A 15423-nucleotide genomic window follows, 5' to 3' on the forward strand; every position below is an offset into this window, starting at 1 on the left:
TCTGAGATGAAGGATTTCGACAGCATCCCCACACTGATGGCCGATCTTGGAAAACGCGCCAAGAAAGCCTCGGCCGAATTGGCTTTTGCCAGCGCCGAACGGAAACATGCAGCCCTGATCGCCGCCGCTGATGCGGTTTGGGCCAACCGTGCCAGAATCATCGAGGCCAACAAGAAAGACCTAGAATTCGGTCGTGAAAAAGGCCTGAGCCCGGCAATGATGGATCGCCTGATGCTGGACGAGGCGCGCATTCAGGGCATGGTTGACGGGCTGCGCACGGTCGCGGATCAGGCTGATCCTGTGGGCGAGGTGCTGACCGAATGGGACATGCCCTCGGGTTTGCATATCCAGCGTGTGCGCACGCCTTTGGGTGTGATCGGTGTGATTTATGAAAGCCGCCCCAATGTGACGGCAGATGCCGGCGCGCTGTGCCTGAAATCGGGCAACGCGGTGATCCTTCGTGGCGGGTCCGAGAGCTTTCATTCTTCGGGCGCCATCCACGCTTGCCTAGTCCAAGGGCTAAAGGCCGCAAACCTGCCCGAGGATTCCATCCAACTGGTGCCGACGCGAGACCGCGCCGCGGTTCAGGAATTGCTTACCCTGACGGATTATGTCGATGTTATCGTCCCGCGCGGGGGTAAAGGCCTGGTGGGGCTGGTGCAGCGCGAGGCGCGCGTGCCTGTTTTCGCGCATCTTGAAGGCATCGTGCATATCTACATCGACAAAGCCGCCGATCCGCAGAAAACGCTGAACGTGGTGATGAACGCCAAAACCCGGCGGACCGGAATCTGCGGCGCAGCCGAATGCCTGTTGATCCATCAGGATGTGGTGGAAACACTGGGACGCGACGTTATCGCTGCGCTAATGGCCGCAGGTGTTGAGGTTCACGCCGAAGGCGCGCTGGCCCAGAATGGCACCGTGGCTGCGACGGTCGATGATTGGGGAAAGGAATTCCTCGACAGTATCATCGCGGCGAGACCGGTCGCTGATATTGACGAAGCCATCGCGCATATCCGCCTCAATGGCTCGGACCATACCGACTGCATCATGACCGAGGACGAGACCGCCGCTGCACGGTTCTTCGAACGGCTCGACAGTGCGATCCTGATGCACAATGCCTCAACCCAATTTGCCGATGGGGGTGAGTTTGGTATGGGCGCCGAGATCGGCATTGCGACTGGTAAGATGCATGCGCGTGGCCCGGTGGGTGCGGCGCAGCTGACCAGCTTTCAGTATCTTGTGCGCGGGAATGGAACGACCCGGTCTTAAAACCGGATCACAACGCGGGTTGAGGTGGTTTCCGCCACAACCCGCCGCCCCACCGACGTGGCAGTCTTTGGCAAAAGAGCAAACTGCACCTGTGCGGGCGTGACTTTATTGGGGTATCGCCCGGTCGGCAGGTTTTTCCAAAGGTCATTATCCACATTCAGCTTGTCGGCTGATCCTGTGACCGTCCAGCTTTCACCATTTTGATCGATGGTCACTTCGCCCCCAAAAGGCATGGCGTTTTCGCAGCACATCAACGCCAGAAATGCCAGTTTGACCTGATTACGCGGCACCGCCTCGGTCAGGTGCCAGTTGACGCGCACGCGGCCTGCGCGTTCGACATCCTTTAACAGTTCCGAGACCTCGGTTCGGCCCAAAGGCTGATCGCTGGCTGAACCAAACGCCACGCGGAAAAACCGAATCCGCGCCCCGGCACTGCCAACACTGCCCGAGATAAGTTCCATCTCAGGCCCCTGGACTGCGCCAACCATCTCAAGCAGCTCCAGACCGTTGGTGATCGCCCCGATGGGGCTGATCAAATCGTGACAGATCCGGGACCCGATCAACTCGGCCAGGTTGACTGTGGTGTCGCTCATGCGTACCTCCTGCTGCATCTGCCGCCGGACCGGAGCCCTCGCATGACAGACCTTAATGCTATTCTTGCACCGGGCATGTACGTCCGCCACCCCGATTACCCCGATTGGGGCGTTGGACAGGTGCAGTCCAACATCGGGGGCAAGATCACCGTGAACTTTCGCGAGCAGGGGAAAGTGGTGATTGACGGAACGCGCATCGCCCTGATGCCGGTCTTTGATCTGTGAAACTGGTTTAGGAAAGGTTAACGGCCCCGCAAATCCGCTCTTGTTGCCATCCCTACGGAAACTGCGGTATCAGCGCGCAAACAAGAACGGAACCATCAATGCCGGACGCAGGCCCTTCCTTTACCGTTAAACTTGCACAGACCGAGGACGAACTGCGCGCTGCCCAACGGCTGCGCTATGACGTGTTTGTTCGCGAACTGGGCGGTGGCGGAGAGATGGTGGATCATGACGCCGGACTGGAGCGCGACAAGTTCGATCCGTATTTTGATCACATGCTGGCGATAGACGACCTGACAGGCGAAGTTGTTGGCGTTTACAGGCTATTACCGGGCGAACGTGCTGCGGAACTGGGGCAGTTTTATTCCGAAGATGAATACGATCTGACTGTTTTGAAGCAAAGCGGTCGCAAGCTGTTGGAACTCGGCCGTTCATGCGTCCACCGTGACTATCGCGGGGGCACTGCCATGTATCACCTGTGGAACGGATTGGCGGCCTATGTAAACGAGCGTGATATCGAAGTTCTGTTCGGTGTCGCCAGCTTTCACGGAACGGATGTTCAGGAATTGGCGCAGCCCTTGTCGATGCTGCATCACAACCATCTCGCGCCGCCTGATTTGAGGGTGAGGGCACAACCAGAAGTATTTGAATCCATGGATCTTGTTGCGCCCGCCGATCTGGATCGCCGAGCTGCGATGGTTCAGGTTCCGGCATTGATCAAGGCCTATCTTCGTCTAGGAGGTTTCGTGGGAGAAGGCGCGTTCATCGACCATTCATTCAACACCACTGATGTTTGCCTGATCCTCGATACGGCCCGCATGAACGAGCGGCAGAAACGCATCTATGGCGGGGCATAAATTGGTGAACGAACCGCTTTGGAACAGCGAGGATGAACCAGACCCCATCAAACTGGGGTTGGTGGGGTGGATGTTGGTTTTTCTCCGCGGATTACCACTGGCCGTATTGGTGTTTGGAGGTTTGCTAGTTCTATTAGTGGTGCGCTTGATCGAGCGTCCGTTGTACGGCGTGCGCCGCCCCGTAACGCCGTTTATTTCGCAATTTGTCTGCCGCAATGCGTTTCGGATCCTCGGGATACGGTTTCGAACCTCGGGCGAATTGATGCAACAGCGCGGCGCTGTGGTTGCAAATCACACGTCATGGCTGGACATTTTCGCCTTGAATGCGCGCAAGCGCGTCTATTTCGTGTCCAAGGCCGAGGTGGCCAAATGGCCCGGTATCGGCTGGCTTGCCCGTGCAACAGGAACCGTGTTCATCGAGCGGGACCGCAAGAAAGCAAGAGAACAGACAAGAATATTCGAAACTCGCTTGAAAGCTGGTCATAAGCTGCTGTTTTTCCCCGAAGGGACGTCGACCGACGGGCAGCGTGTTTTACCTTTTAAAACAACTCTTTTCGCCGCGTTCTTCGCAGATGAATTGCGAGATTTCATGTATGTGCAGCCAGTCTCGGTTGTGTATCACGCGCCCAAAGGGCAACCCGACCGGTTTTATGGCTGGTGGGGAGATATGGATTTCGCCCCACACCTTTTGAAAACGCTGGGTGCGCGCGGGCAGGGTGCGGTTGAATTGATTTATCATGCACCGGCCAAGGTTAGCGATTTCGAAAGCCGCAAGGCGCTGGCCGCATATTGTGAAGAGGCCGTGCGCCACGCGCACGCACTGGCAGGGCTTGAAAAATAAGGGCGAAAAGCCCTTGCGCTAGCCGAAAACCTGCCGTATACGCGCGCCATTCAAACCCGCAGGCGGGGTTTGGGCTTTTTGAGGGAGACATCCTCATTAAGACCGCCGGTTGGAGCATCTGCTTCTTTCACCCCCGCCCAGGCGTAAACCGGAAAAGGAAAATAGCATGGCTCTTCCCGAGTTCACCATGCGTCAGCTGCTGGAAGCTGGCGTTCACTTTGGTCACCAGACACAGCGTTGGAATCCCCGCATGGGCCCGTTCATCTACGGCTCGCGCAATGGTATCCACATCATGGACCTGACTCAGACCGTTCCGATGCTGGATCAGGCTCTGCAAGCCGTTCGTGACACCGTCGCAAAAGGTGGCCGCGTTCTGTTTGTCGGCACCAAGCGTCAGGCAGCTCAGCCCGTCGCTGAAGCAGCTGAAAAGTCGGCTCAGTACTACATGAACCACCGCTGGCTGGGTGGCACGCTGACCAACTGGAAAACCGTTTCTCAGTCGATCAACCGTCTGAACCAGATCGACGAAGCCATGGAATCGGGTGCCGAGGGCCTGACCAAGAAAGAGCGTCTGGGCATGGAACGTGACCAGGGCAAGCTGCAGGCTTCGCTGGGCGGCATCCGCGAAATGGGCGGCGTCCCTGATCTGCTGTTCGTCATCGACGTCAAAAAAGAAGCACTGGCCATCGCCGAAGCCAACAAACTGGGTATCCCGGTTGTGGCCGTTGTCGACACCAACTGCTCGCCTGACGGTGTTGATTACATCATTCCCGGCAACGACGACGCGGCGCGCGCGATTGCGCTGTACTGCGATCTGGCCGCACGGGCCGCTCTGGACGGTATGACCGCGCAGATGGGTGCAGCAGGCGTTGATCTGGGTGCGTTCGAAGAAGCTCCGGTTGAAGAAGCCGTTGCGGAAGAAGCACCCGCAGAAGAAGCCGCGCCGGAAGCCAAAGCCGAAGCGTAAGCTGCCCGTCACCTAAATGACATATGGGGCAGGGTAGACCTGCCCCAATTCCGTTTGAATTGAGGAGAGCCAAGAGATGGCAATCACAGCAGCAATGGTTAAAGAACTGCGCGACTCGACCGGCGCAGGCATGATGGACGCGAAAAAAGCGCTGACCGAAACCGAAGGTAACATGGACGAAGCCGTTGACTGGCTGCGCACCAAGGGCCTGGCCAAGGCGGCCAAGAAATCGGGCCGTACCGCTGCAGAAGGTCTGGTCGCTGTTCACGTCAACGGTGGCAACGGTGTTGCTGTCGAAGTGAACTCGGAAACCGACTTTGTCGCGAAAAACGCCGAGTTCCAGGAAATGGTTGGCAAGATCGCGTATGCCGCAGAAGGCGTCGACAATGTCGAGGCGCTGCTGGCTGCTGATCTGGGTGGCAAGAATGTTGCGGACACCCTGACCGACAAAATCGCCACCATTGGTGAGAACATGTCGGTCCGTCGTATGGCCAAGCTGTCGGGCGACACTGTTGTGTCCTATGTCCACAATGCGGCCACCAACGGCATGGGCAAAATCGGTGTTCTGGTTGCTCTGTCTGGCGGCGATGAAGCCATCGGCAAACAAGTTGCAATGCACATCGCAGCCGTGAACCCGGCGGCCCTGTCCGAGGCAGACATGGACCCGGCTGTTGTTGAAAAAGAAAAGCAGGTTCAGATGGACATTGCCCGCGAATCCGGCAAGCCGGAGCAGGTGATCGAAAAGATGATCGTTGGTCGCATGAAGAAATTCGTCGCGGAATCCACATTGCTGAACCAGTCTTTCGTTGTGAACCCTGACCTGACCGTTGAAGCAGCGGCGAAAGAGGCAGGCGCAACCATCACCGGCTTTGTCCGTCTGGAAGTTGGCGAAGGCATCGTTGTCGAAAAAGAAGACTTCGCAGCAGAAGTTGCCAAAGCCGCACAAGGCTAAAAAAGCACTCCCGAACTCTGCAGAGTTCGGGGAGCCAAAGAAACCGGTCGCGCTAGTCGTGGCCGGTTTGTTTAGGCCACTCAAGCCATTAGCCAATAAAAAAGGACGCACTCGCGTCCTGAACCTTTCTGAAAAGGTATGAGGGGCCCCGCATGATGGGGATGGTCGAGGCCCCTCAAAATTCCGACAAACTGACGCGGACAAATAGGCGCCTTTATGTCAGAGCGATTGGAGAGCCTTGGTATTACAAAGATCCAACCAAATGTTCCCTGGCTAAAGCCACCACTCACGGAACACTCTCACTTTGCAACCAGCCCCCCAGATTGGAAAGTCATGATTTCCTTACCTAGGGTAAATTGACGCTCCTAAGCGTCAATTCTCGGACCTTAGACCTCCATAACGAACATCTGATTCTGTAGTGACGCCTTCAGAACGGCCTGAGCGGTGGTTTCCACCGACAACGCCTCGCGCGCCAATCGCAAATGTTTTTCGACCGTAGCCGATGTCAGCCCCATCAATAGGGCAATGTCCTGGGTGGTCTTGCCGTCACCGACCCATTGCAACGCTTCACGCTGGCGCTTGGTCAGCGCTCGGTTCGGCGCGTTATAGGGCAGGGTGAGGATTTTAAGATGCGCAACATTGTTCATCAGCAGGATATCGTCACCATGCTCATCCCACATCGCATCCACTTCGTCCTGGCTGGTCGCATTTCCGGCGGAAAGGGAAATCGCCCCCTTGGAACGCATCGAAACCGAGGTGAAACTGACCGTATATCCGAACGCAACGCCGTGCTTTCGATTGAATTCCAGAACGTCCAGTTCTTGCTGCGTTAATCCGCGGTTGGACACCAAATCCTGGGCGATATTCCAACTGGCGGCACCTTCGTTGCTTAGCGCCCATTTCAACATCGGAGCATGAAAATACAGGCCACCACGAAGGAATCCATCCAGATAGGACTTTCCATGATTGGTCAGAATCACGAAATCCTCTGGATCACCCAGCGATGTCTCGGTGCGGTATTGGGTGTAGCCATAGATCAGCCGATCAAACCCGTATTCGGCCATCTGACGGCAATGGGCGTCCCAAAGCTCTTCCAAAGTTTTGGTATAGCTGAGAAAGTGCAGGTATTCGCTCAGCTTCATGCAGTCGACCCGCCTTTTAGATGCGCCGCCAATCCGTCCAGAGCCATCACATAGCCTTGCGGGCCAAAGCCACAAATCTGGCCGATCGCCACCTTCGAGATATAGGACACGTGCCGGAATTCTTCGCGGGCATGGATGTTGGACAGGTGGACCTCGATCATTGGAAGTTCAACGGACGCAATCGCATCCATCAGGGCGATTGAGGTATGCGTATAAGCACCTGCATTCAGAACAATGCCGTCCTGATCCCCCTTGGCCGCGTGGATGGCATCAATCAGGGCACCTTCGTGGTTTGACTGAAAGCACGACACGTCCAGACCGATGGAAGATCCGTGGCTTACGCACAGATTCTCAACCATCTCCAGCGTGGTGCTTCCATAAACCTCGGGTTGTCGGGTGCCCAAAAGGTTCAGGTTCGGGCCATTCAAAATCAGAGCTTTGTGCATTATTTCACTGTTCCCATACCAGTTTCTTAAACGCGAACAGGTGGGAATGTCCACCGGCCAACGCGCGTATAGGGCGAGCGATTAAAGAAACCGTCAATCATGTTCAGCCCTTGCAGGCATTGTCACCACGATTTTACCAAGGGCAGAACGGTTGGCCAGATGAGTCAGAGCTTTGGAGGCAAGGTCGAACGGATACTTGGCGCTGATCCGCGGTTTTATACGAGCATCGACGTATAACTTGAACAAATCACTCACATTTTTTGAATGGCCTACAGGATCGCGCAGCACCGATGCGCCCCAAAAAACCCCTACAATTTGGCAGCTTTTCAGCAATGGCAGGTTCAGAGGTATTTTGGGAATGCCCGCCGGGAAACCGATCACAAGATATCGCCCGGCCCAGGCCATACTACGCAGCGCAGGTTCCGCATAATCTCCACCCACAGCATCATAAACGACATTTACACCTAACGGCCCTGCCAAATCTTTGATTCCCGATGAGAATTCTTTTTGTGCCTCTTTGTTCATCTCAAGGGAATAGATAAGCGTTTCATCCGCCCCCAAATCTCGGCAAAAATCCGCTTTGTCGGACGAGGAGACTGCGGCGATCACACGTGCGCCCATGGCCTTGCCCAACTCGATCGCAGCAGACCCGACCCCCCCGGCAGCGCCCAGCACCAACAGGGTTTCCCCGGGCTGCAGGGCAGCGCGGTCTTTCAACGCGTGATAAGACGTGCCGTAGGTAAAGACAAAGCAGGCCGCATCCTCGTATGGCATCGAGCCTGGGAATTTAATGGCGGTTGCAGCGGGGATTGTTAGATGTGTTGAAAACCCGCCATGCCCGGTCAGCGCCAGAACACGGTCTCCAACGTTGAACCCGGTCACACCTTCGCCAATGGCCAGAACGTCCCCGGCGATTTCACCGCCCGGCGCAAAGGGGCGGGGTGGCTTGATCTGATAGAGGTCCTGAATGATCAGTGTGTCGGGGAAATTAACGCCTGCGGCCCTAACCCCGATCAGCAATTCGCCTTTACCCGGTACCGGATCAGGCAGGCTGGTCAGCTCTAGTGTATCTGGCCCGCCCGGCGCGACGCTGAGTAAAGCTTGCATATTAATCCCGTTATCCCTGTTATTCGGATATGAGGAGCTTTGGCGCGGACCAATGAGTTGTCAAGAAATCAACCATTTCTCCAACGTGTCGACAACTACTGTACTGAGGAGCAGACCATGACCCCTGACACGCTATTCTCATTGCTAGGCAAAACCGCGCTTGTCACCGGCGGCGCAACAGGCATCGGGCGAATGGCGTCCGAGGCTTTGGTGCGGGCAGGGGCGCGTGTTCTGATCGCATCCCGCAAGGCAGACGCCTGCGAAGCCGTTGCGGCTGAGCTGAACGCTTTGGATGCGCCCGGTCATGCCGAAGGGTTCGGCGGTGATGTTGCAACCAAAGATGGAATCGCGGCGCTTGTATCCGAGGTTAACAAGCGAACAGATCGCCTTGATATCCTGATGAATAATGCAGGCGTAACCTGGGGTGCGCCGATGGGACAATTCCCACATGAGGCCTGGGATAAAGTTATGTCGGTCAATGTCGCGGGCTTGTTCGAGCTGACCCAAAAACTGTTGCCGATGCTGATGCAGTCTGGCTTAGTTGACGACCCGGCGCGAGTGGTCAATGTCGGTTCGGTCATGGGTGAGGTGCCGATGGGCGATGGGGCCTATAGCTACTCGGCTTCGAAAGCGGCAGTGCTGCACCTGACCAAGATCATGGCCAAGGAGTTTTCGCCCTACCACATCACGGTCAACGCGCTGGCACCGGGGCCGTTCGTCTCGAAGATGACTGCCTTTGCCACGGCCGATGAAGAGACACGCGAAAGGGTTGGTAACTCGGTTCCTTTGGGTCGGGTTGGGCGTGATGAGGATATTGCCGGCTGTATGCTGTTCCTATGCGGTCGTGGCGGCAGCTATGTCACCGGTGCAGTGATCCCGGTGTCCGGTGGGATCAACGTCGAGACGGCCGGGAACATATTTGCCGAAGCTTTGTGAGGATTCAGGCGTAGATGGACAGCACGAGTTTGGATCTGGCAGCTGTGGATGCGTACCTCAAGTCGCATCTTCCGGGCTATTGTGGGCCGTTGCAGGCGAGGAAGTTTGCGATAGGGCAATCCAACCCGACCTTTTTGCTGAAGACCCCCGATCAGTCTTATGTTCTGCGTCGCAAGCCTCCGGGTGCGTTATTGAAATCTGCCCATGCGGTGGATCGGGAATTCCGTGTTCAAAGCGCGTTGGCCAACAGTGCCGTACCGGTCCCGAAAATGTACCTGCTGTGCGAGGATGGCGATGTCATCGGGTCGGATTTTTATGTTATGGAGCATCTGGAAGGGCGCGTATTTCTAGAACCTACATTGAGCGGGGAAACCGATGCCACCCGCTCCGCAGTGCTCGATGAAGTGAACCGTGTACTGGCCGACCTCCACGAGGTGGATATAGATGCCGCCGGACTATCTGACTATGGCCCGCCCGGAAACTACTTTGAACGCCAGATTGCGCGCTGGATCAAACAGTACCGCGCCTCTGAGACCGCAAATATCCCCGAGATAGATGCGCTGATGACCGCCCTTGAAGGTTCGATACCCGCAGATGACGGCCAAAGAACGCTGGTGCATGGTGATTACCGTATCGACAATCTGATGTTTGAGAAAGACGGCACACAGTGCATCGGGGTTCTGGATTGGGAATTGTCGACGATCGGGCATCCGTATGCAGATTTGGCGGCAGTGATCATGCAGTGGCAGATGCCGCCAGGTGCCGAGGGCAGGGGTCTGGCCGGAATTGATCGGGCAAGTCTAGGCCTGCCCTCAGATCAGGCATTTATCGATCAGTATTGCCAGCGTCGTGGCCTTTCCGGGATCGACAATTTCGGGTTTTATCTAGCCTTCAACTTCTTTCGTATGGCCGCGATTTTGCAGGGGGTCTTCAAACGCGCCCAGGACGGAAATGCTTCCGACCCGGAACGGGCGATGATACTTGGTTCGTATGTTCCAATATTCGCACGCCACGGGCTGGACGCCATAGAAAGCTAAGGGGTCTTTGACAGCTCCAACCCTAGATTTCCCAGACTATTCTTGCCAAAGAACATTTCGGACCCCGCAAACATGCTGGGAACGCCGAACACACCGCGTTTTACGGCAGCCTTGGTCTGGTCTTTCAATTGTTGCTTGATGTCGACACTGGTCATCGCCTCGCGTATTTTACGCGCTGGCAGATCGTTCTCTTGCATGATTTCCGACAGAACACCCAGTTCATCGACCTTCTGACCATGCACCCAAATCGCATCGAAAACAGCGTTCATATATTTGTCTTCCCAGGGTTTTCCGGACGCAAACACTGCCCCACGCATGGCAAATTTGGTGTTAATCGGAAAATGAGGACTCATGTGAAAGCTCAGGCCCCGCGTGCGTGCAAATCGATGCAGGTCATGAGTCAGATAGGCCGATTTCTGACGGTTTTCCGAAAAGGCCTGAAACGGGCTTTGGTTGTTGGTCACCTTGAAAACCGTCGACAGCAGGACTGGCACATTGTTCACCTGCACACCGTATTCGCCTGCCAAGTCCGGCAAGGTCTTAAACGCCAAAAATGCATTGGGACTGCAAAAATCATAAACGAAATCTATATGTTGCGCCATGTTGCTCCTCCGAGAATTTGAACACTAGAAATGAACCAACTCGTGACAAGCGAATCCGCTACGACCCTAGTGTAACAGGCTTGCAGTCCGTGTGGTCGATTTCCCTGTCAATTCAGCACGTAAGCCCGCAAGATCGCGCCCATGTACCAAAGGGTTAATCATCAATGACAAACTTCGACGCGAACCGCCTGAGCCGCATTGCCGACTGGATGCAGCGTTATGTCGATGAGCGAAAATACGCGGGCAACTCCCTGTTGGTGAAACACAAGGGTTCCGAGGAGTTTTTCAACGCCTGCGGCAAAAGAAGCGTTGAAGATGATCTGGATTTTCAGCGCGATACAGTTGTGCGCATTTATTCAATGACCAAACCGATCACCACTGTCGCTCTGATGATGCTGGCCGAGCGGGGTTTGTTTCACCTCGATGCGCAACTATCAGAATTTCTGCCAGAATTTTCCAAGATGCAGGCACTGATTCCGGGGGCCGCGCGGTTAGATCAAACCGAAGACGCACCTACGCCGACGCTGCATCAACTCCTGACGCATACAAGTGGGTTCAGCTATCCCTTCAACCCCGGAGTGCTGCCGCTAGCGATGGATGAACAGGACCTTATGTTCAAACCAGATCAAGGTCTTCTAGCCGATCGCGTCCGCGACCTCGCTGCTCTGCCTCTTGCGTTCCAACCGGGCACTCGCTGGGAATACTCCGTGGGCATCGACGTTATTGGCCGCGTGATCGAGGTTGTTTCGGGTCAAACCCTGGATCAGTTTCTCGCGACGGAAATTCTTGAACCGCTTGAAATGAAGGACACCGGATTTTCAGTGCCAAAAGGGGCAGGGGATCGGTTTGCGTCGCTGTACACTCCGTTGGCCGGGGACGCGATGGCCTTGAATTCGGCACAAACCGGTGCCGAGACCCTGCGGCTGGTTGATCAGGCCAAGGGGTCTCCGTACGAAAACGCCACGACGTTTTCGGGTGGCGGCGGCTTGGTTGGCACGATCGACGACTATTTACGGTTTGCGGAGATGTTGCGAAATCGCGGGCAGGGCGCGGGCCATCGATTTTTAGGTCCTAAAAACGTCGACTACATGCTGCGCAACCATTTGCCAGGCGACATCGCCGCGATGGGTCCGCAAAGTTTCGCAGAACAGCCCATGGAGGGTACAGGATTCGGCTTGGGCGGTGCTGTGGTGATAAACCCCGGTCGAACCCGAGTGCCAGGCTCATTGGGGGATTTTGGCTGGGGCGGCATGGCGTCGACATACTTTTGGATCGACCGGGTCAACGACCTGACCACAGTCTTCTTCACCCAGTTGTCACCCTCCAGTTCATACCCATCGCGGGCAGAGCTAAAGGCGCTTGTCCTCGGGGCATTGATTGAATGACGTTCTGACCGCTGATACCCAAGACTTAAAACACCCGGAGACCGCAACATGACCGAAGCAGAACGTATTCTTCTTGACCTTTTGGACATCGAAAGGCTTGAGGTCGACCTGTTTCGCGGCACCGGATCGGGTGGTGAAACACCAACACGCATATTCGGAGGTCAGGTGATCGCTCAGGCCCTAGCAGCGGCTTATCGAACTGTCGAAGATCGCCTGTGCCACTCACTGCACGCTTATTTCATTCGCGCTGGTGATCCGTCTATTCCTGTTATTTATCAAGTTGATAGAGCGCGTGATGGAGGTTCCATGACCACACGTCGCGTCGTTGCGATCCAACACGGCAAACAAATCCTCAACATGTCAGCCTCGTTTCATGTTCAGGACGAAGGATGGGATCACCAGCACGCCATGCCGCAGACCAAAGCACCCGAAGCTTATCCGGCCCGCGAGGAATTGCGCCAAAGATACGTGGACCAGGTTCCCGAAAAATTACGCGACGAACTGCTGCGAGAACGTCCAATCGAGGTGCGCGAAGTGGATCACCAAAATCCATTTTCCCCCGAAAAATCAGACGACCGAAACCAGATCTGGTTTCGCATGAAAGCTGCCGCCGGAACTGATCCGGTGACGCAACATCTGATTCTGGCTTATGCGTCTGACATGTACCTGATGACGTCCGGCCTGCGCCCGCATGGGCTTAGTTGGTTTGCCGGAGACGTCAACGGAGCAAGCCTGGATCACGCTTTGTGGTTCCACGCGCCGATACATTTCGAAAACTGGCATCTATACGCAATGGATTCTCCCTGGAGCGGGCAGGGACGTAATTTCAATCGTGGGTCCATTTATGCGCAAGACGGCACACTGGTCGCTTCGGTGGCGCAGGAAGGTTTGATGCGCAAGGTGCGGCACAAACCTTAGGTGTCTTCGATAAACCGCTGATTTAGCTTTTGCATTCCGGACAGCCAGCGATCGTAGTCACCAGCTTTAAGTTGCATGTAATCCCGAACTTCGGGATGCGGCAGGACCAGAAATTGCTCGGACTGAATAGCTGAAAGACAGGCATCAGCCACTTCTTCAGGCTCTAACATGCCGTCTATTGCAGCGACCGAAGTTTCATGCCCGCGCGTCATTTCGGAGCGAACCGCCTGTGGGCATAGAACAGACACACGCAAACCTTTCTGGCCGTATGTAATTGACAGCCACTCGGCAAATCCGACTGCCGCATGCTTTGTGACGGCATACGGTGCGGCGCCGGGTTGATTTAGCAAGCCAGCCGCAGACGCCGTGATCATGATATAACCACCGCCACGCGCAACCATACGCGGCACCATATGGCGCGCGGTCCAGACGTGGGACATGACATTGATCTTCCAGATGCGATCCCAATCCTGGTCATGAACATCCAGACCGCCAAGTGTCAGAATACCGGCATTGGCACAGAAAAGATCAATGGGTCCAATTTCGTTTTCAACAGTGTTGATCAGAGTTTTGATATCGTCTTCGCTCGACACATCGCATGCCAGTCCGTGACCTCCGATTTGTGAGGCCACGGATTTTGCGCCGCGCTGGTCGATATCTGAACAGACAACAGTGGCACCGTCTTTGGCGAACCGCTCAGCCAGACCTTTGCCAATACCCTGAGCGGCACCGGTGACAACCACAGTTTTTCCGCGCAGTTCCATTCAGCTTATTCAAACGACGGTTCAGTGAACCGTCGTAATCCATTGTTAAAATGGTGTAATTTGCATATCAGGCATATCATTTTTTTACCATAATACCAATTACACGCTAACCTCAATAGAATGCCTGCAACCCGGTTTGAGCCCGCCCCAGGATCAGCGCATGCACATCATGGGTCCCTTCATAGGTATTCACAGTCTCAAGATTGACCATGTGGCGAATGACATGGAACTCCAGCGAGATACCGTTACCGCCGTGCATATCCCGCGACATCCGCGCGATATCCAGCGCTTTGCCGCAGTTGTTGCGCTTGACGATCGAAATCATCTCGGGTGCGGCATTCGCTTCGTCCATCAGACGGCCAACGCGCAGGCTTGCCTGCAAGCCCAATGAGATTTCGGTCTGCATGTCTGCCAGCTTGCGTTGAAACAGCTGCGTCTGCGCCAGCGGACGATTGAATTGTTTTCGATCCAACCCGTATTCGCGCGCGGCGTGCCAGCAGTTTTCAGCCGCCCCCATTACGCCCCAGCTGATGCCATAGCGTGCACGATTCAAACAGCCAAACGGACCTTTCAGCCCCTGTACATGCGGCAACAGCGCGTTTTCGTCGACCTCGACGCCGTTTAAAACGATTTCGCCGGTGATCGACGCCCGTAGGCTCAGCTTGTTCTGAATTTTCGGAGCGCTCAGTCCCTTAAGACCTTTGTCCAAGACAAAGCCACGGATCTTTCCGTCATGGGCGTCTGACTTGGCCCAAATCACAAACACATCCGCAATCGGAGAGTTCGAGATCCACATCTTGCTGCCGGTCAAACGGTATCCGCCGTCTATTTTCTCGGCCCGGGTTTTCATACCGGCCGGATCCGATCCTGCATCAGCCTCGGTCAGACCGAAACACCCGATCCATTCACCGCTGGCCAGTTTCGGCAGGTATTTCCGGCGCTGTTCTTCGCTGCCATAGGCATAAATTGGGTACATCACCAATGAGCTTTGCACCGACATCATCGAGCGATAGCCCGAATCTACACGCTCGACTTCGCGCGCGACCAGACCGTAGGACACGTACCCTGCCCCCAGTCCGCCGTATTCCTCGGGGATCGTGGTGCCCAGCAGGCCCATTTCACCCATTTCGCGGAAAATCTCGGGGTCGGTTTCTTCGTTCTGATAGGCCTTGGTCACCCTTGGTTGCAGCTTTTCCTGCGCATAAGCGTTGGCGCTGGCGGCGATCATACGTTCGTCTTCCGTCAGTTGATCGGACAAACGAAAAGGATCATCCCATGTGAATTTACCCATATCAGGCGCATCTTTGGCGCGCAGAGTTGGCTTGGTGTCAGGGGCGTTCATGGTGCTTCTCCGCTCAATCAGCTTCGCGGCAAACTAACCCGGC

General features: G+C 55.6%; 17 protein-coding genes. 10 read left to right on the forward strand and 7 right to left on the reverse strand.

Features of this window, described 5'->3' with window-relative positions; all coding sequences use genetic code 11:
• Nucleotides 1–6: 6 nt before the first annotated feature.
• Nucleotides 7–1269 carry a glutamate-5-semialdehyde dehydrogenase gene (locus ACR0B0_RS04815; protein ID WP_170375330.1) on the forward strand — a complete coding sequence of 421 codons (1263 nt, stop codon included), beginning with the start codon at nt 7–9 and terminating at the stop codon, nt 1267–1269.
• On the opposite strand, the gene ACR0B0_RS04820 is transcribed toward ACR0B0_RS04815, so the two are convergent.
• Entirely contained in the window at nt 1266–1862 is a 597-nt protein-coding gene (locus ACR0B0_RS04820; protein ID WP_254428442.1) for a histidine phosphotransferase family protein, read from the reverse strand. The genes ACR0B0_RS04815 and ACR0B0_RS04820 overlap by 4 nt on opposite strands.
• Before the next feature lie 42 nt (nt 1863–1904).
• Between ACR0B0_RS04820 and ACR0B0_RS04825 the strand changes: the two genes are divergently transcribed.
• The 5 genes from ACR0B0_RS04825 to tsf all read left to right on the forward strand — a co-directional run bounded on the left by ACR0B0_RS04825 (nt 1905) and on the right by tsf (nt 5701).
• Nucleotides 1905–2087: a DUF3553 domain-containing protein gene (locus ACR0B0_RS04825; RefSeq protein WP_170348700.1), complete on the forward strand. Its 183-nt coding sequence runs from the start codon at nt 1905–1907 to the stop codon at nt 2085–2087.
• Nucleotides 2088–2185: 98 nt separating this feature from the next.
• On the forward strand, nt 2186–2941 hold the full coding sequence (gene olsB / locus ACR0B0_RS04830; RefSeq protein WP_170375332.1) for an L-ornithine N(alpha)-acyltransferase: 756 nt from the start codon (nt 2186–2188) through the stop codon (nt 2939–2941).
• Nucleotides 2928–3782, forward strand: a complete 855-nt coding sequence (gene olsA / locus ACR0B0_RS04835; protein WP_170348702.1) for a lyso-ornithine lipid O-acyltransferase — start codon at nt 2928–2930, stop codon at nt 3780–3782. The genes olsB and olsA overlap by 14 nt, the downstream gene beginning before the upstream one ends.
• 166 nt (nt 3783–3948) lie before the next feature.
• The gene (gene rpsB / locus ACR0B0_RS04840; RefSeq protein ID WP_170348703.1) at nt 3949–4749 is read left to right on the forward strand and encodes a 30S ribosomal protein S2; all 801 of its coding nucleotides are present in this window, start codon (nt 3949–3951) and stop codon (nt 4747–4749) included.
• Nucleotides 4750–4825: 76 nt separating this feature from the next.
• Nucleotides 4826–5701, forward strand: a complete 876-nt coding sequence (tsf, locus tag ACR0B0_RS04845; protein ID WP_170348704.1) for a translation elongation factor Ts — start codon at nt 4826–4828, stop codon at nt 5699–5701.
• A gap of 386 nt (nt 5702–6087) precedes the next feature.
• On the opposite strand, the gene ACR0B0_RS04850 is transcribed toward tsf, so the two are convergent.
• From ACR0B0_RS04850 to ACR0B0_RS04860, 3 genes are all read right to left on the reverse strand, one after another.
• Nucleotides 6088–6843, reverse strand: coding sequence for a helix-turn-helix transcriptional regulator (locus ACR0B0_RS04850; RefSeq protein WP_170348705.1), 756 nt, complete (start codon nt 6841–6843; stop codon nt 6088–6090).
• Nucleotides 6840–7289 (reverse strand): type II 3-dehydroquinate dehydratase, encoded by a 450-nt coding sequence (gene aroQ / locus ACR0B0_RS04855; RefSeq protein WP_170348706.1) that lies wholly within the window; start codon nt 7287–7289, stop codon nt 6840–6842. The genes ACR0B0_RS04850 and aroQ overlap by 4 nt, the downstream gene beginning before the upstream one ends.
• Nucleotides 7290–7382: 93 nt before the next feature.
• The gene (locus ACR0B0_RS04860) at nt 7383–8396 is read right to left on the reverse strand and encodes an NADPH:quinone oxidoreductase family protein (RefSeq protein ID WP_170348707.1); all 1014 of its coding nucleotides are present in this window, start codon (nt 8394–8396) and stop codon (nt 7383–7385) included.
• Between the two features lie 117 nt (nt 8397–8513).
• On the opposite strand from ACR0B0_RS04860, the gene ACR0B0_RS04865 reads away from it, so the two are divergent.
• Nucleotides 8514–9332 (forward strand): SDR family NAD(P)-dependent oxidoreductase, encoded by an 819-nt coding sequence (locus ACR0B0_RS04865; protein ID WP_480646651.1) that lies wholly within the window; start codon nt 8514–8516, stop codon nt 9330–9332.
• Between the two features lie 14 nt (nt 9333–9346).
• Nucleotides 9347–10369 (forward strand): phosphotransferase family protein, encoded by a 1023-nt coding sequence (locus ACR0B0_RS04870; RefSeq protein WP_480646653.1) that lies wholly within the window; start codon nt 9347–9349, stop codon nt 10367–10369.
• Here the strand turns inward: ACR0B0_RS04870 and ACR0B0_RS04875 are convergent.
• Nucleotides 10366–10971: a 2-hydroxychromene-2-carboxylate isomerase gene (locus ACR0B0_RS04875; RefSeq protein WP_170409873.1), complete on the reverse strand. Its 606-nt coding sequence runs from the start codon at nt 10969–10971 to the stop codon at nt 10366–10368. The two genes, ACR0B0_RS04870 and ACR0B0_RS04875, sit on opposite strands and share 4 nt — an antisense overlap.
• Before the next feature lie 164 nt (nt 10972–11135).
• On the opposite strand from ACR0B0_RS04875, the gene ACR0B0_RS04880 reads away from it, so the two are divergent.
• The gene (locus tag ACR0B0_RS04880; protein ID WP_480646656.1) at nt 11136–12356 is read left to right on the forward strand and encodes a serine hydrolase domain-containing protein; all 1221 of its coding nucleotides are present in this window, start codon (nt 11136–11138) and stop codon (nt 12354–12356) included.
• Between the two features lie 48 nt (nt 12357–12404).
• The gene (locus tag ACR0B0_RS04885; RefSeq protein WP_170394098.1) at nt 12405–13274 is read left to right on the forward strand and encodes an acyl-CoA thioesterase; all 870 of its coding nucleotides are present in this window, start codon (nt 12405–12407) and stop codon (nt 13272–13274) included.
• Here the strand turns inward: ACR0B0_RS04885 and ACR0B0_RS04890 are convergent.
• Both ACR0B0_RS04890 and ACR0B0_RS04895 read right to left on the reverse strand, forming a co-directional pair.
• A complete protein-coding gene (locus ACR0B0_RS04890; RefSeq protein WP_480636648.1) occupies nt 13271–14038 on the reverse strand; it encodes an SDR family oxidoreductase in 768 nt (255 codons plus the stop codon). The genes ACR0B0_RS04885 and ACR0B0_RS04890 overlap by 4 nt on opposite strands.
• 112 nt (nt 14039–14150) lie before the next feature.
• Complete coding sequence (locus ACR0B0_RS04895; protein WP_170348714.1) at nt 14151–15380, reverse strand: acyl-CoA dehydrogenase; 1230 nt, start codon at nt 15378–15380, stop codon at nt 14151–14153.
• Nucleotides 15381–15423: the final 43 nt, after the last annotated feature.

Source organism: Ruegeria sp. BA12 (genome assembly GCF_056539625.1).

Bases quoted from the DNA above. Each gene is read 5' to 3' on its own strand.
- ACR0B0_RS04815 (WP_170375330.1), top strand. From the start codon at position 7: ATGAAGGATTTCGACAGCATCCCCACACTGATGGCCGATCTTGGAAAA.
- ACR0B0_RS04820 (WP_254428442.1), bottom strand. From the start codon at position 1,862: ATGAGCGACACCACAGTCAACCTGGCCGAGTTGATCGGGTCCCGGATC.
- ACR0B0_RS04825 (WP_170348700.1), top strand. From the start codon at position 1,905: ATGACAGACCTTAATGCTATTCTTGCACCGGGCATGTACGTCCGCCAC.
- olsB (WP_170375332.1), top strand. From the start codon at position 2,186: ATGCCGGACGCAGGCCCTTCCTTTACCGTTAAACTTGCACAGACCGAG.
- olsA (WP_170348702.1), top strand. From the start codon at position 2,928: ATGGCGGGGCATAAATTGGTGAACGAACCGCTTTGGAACAGCGAGGAT.
- rpsB (WP_170348703.1), top strand. From the start codon at position 3,949: ATGGCTCTTCCCGAGTTCACCATGCGTCAGCTGCTGGAAGCTGGCGTT.
- tsf (WP_170348704.1), top strand. From the start codon at position 4,826: ATGGCAATCACAGCAGCAATGGTTAAAGAACTGCGCGACTCGACCGGC.
- ACR0B0_RS04850 (WP_170348705.1), bottom strand. From the start codon at position 6,843: ATGAAGCTGAGCGAATACCTGCACTTTCTCAGCTATACCAAAACTTTG.
- aroQ (WP_170348706.1), bottom strand. From the start codon at position 7,289: ATGCACAAAGCTCTGATTTTGAATGGCCCGAACCTGAACCTTTTGGGC.
- ACR0B0_RS04860 (WP_170348707.1), bottom strand. From the start codon at position 8,396: ATGCAAGCTTTACTCAGCGTCGCGCCGGGCGGGCCAGATACACTAGAG.
- ACR0B0_RS04865 (WP_480646651.1), top strand. From the start codon at position 8,514: ATGACCCCTGACACGCTATTCTCATTGCTAGGCAAAACCGCGCTTGTC.
- ACR0B0_RS04870 (WP_480646653.1), top strand. From the start codon at position 9,347: ATGGACAGCACGAGTTTGGATCTGGCAGCTGTGGATGCGTACCTCAAG.
- ACR0B0_RS04875 (WP_170409873.1), bottom strand. From the start codon at position 10,971: ATGGCGCAACATATAGATTTCGTTTATGATTTTTGCAGTCCCAATGCA.
- ACR0B0_RS04880 (WP_480646656.1), top strand. From the start codon at position 11,136: ATGACAAACTTCGACGCGAACCGCCTGAGCCGCATTGCCGACTGGATG.
- ACR0B0_RS04885 (WP_170394098.1), top strand. From the start codon at position 12,405: ATGACCGAAGCAGAACGTATTCTTCTTGACCTTTTGGACATCGAAAGG.
- ACR0B0_RS04890 (WP_480636648.1), bottom strand. From the start codon at position 14,038: ATGGAACTGCGCGGAAAAACTGTGGTTGTCACCGGTGCCGCTCAGGGT.
- ACR0B0_RS04895 (WP_170348714.1), bottom strand. From the start codon at position 15,380: ATGAACGCCCCTGACACCAAGCCAACTCTGCGCGCCAAAGATGCGCCT.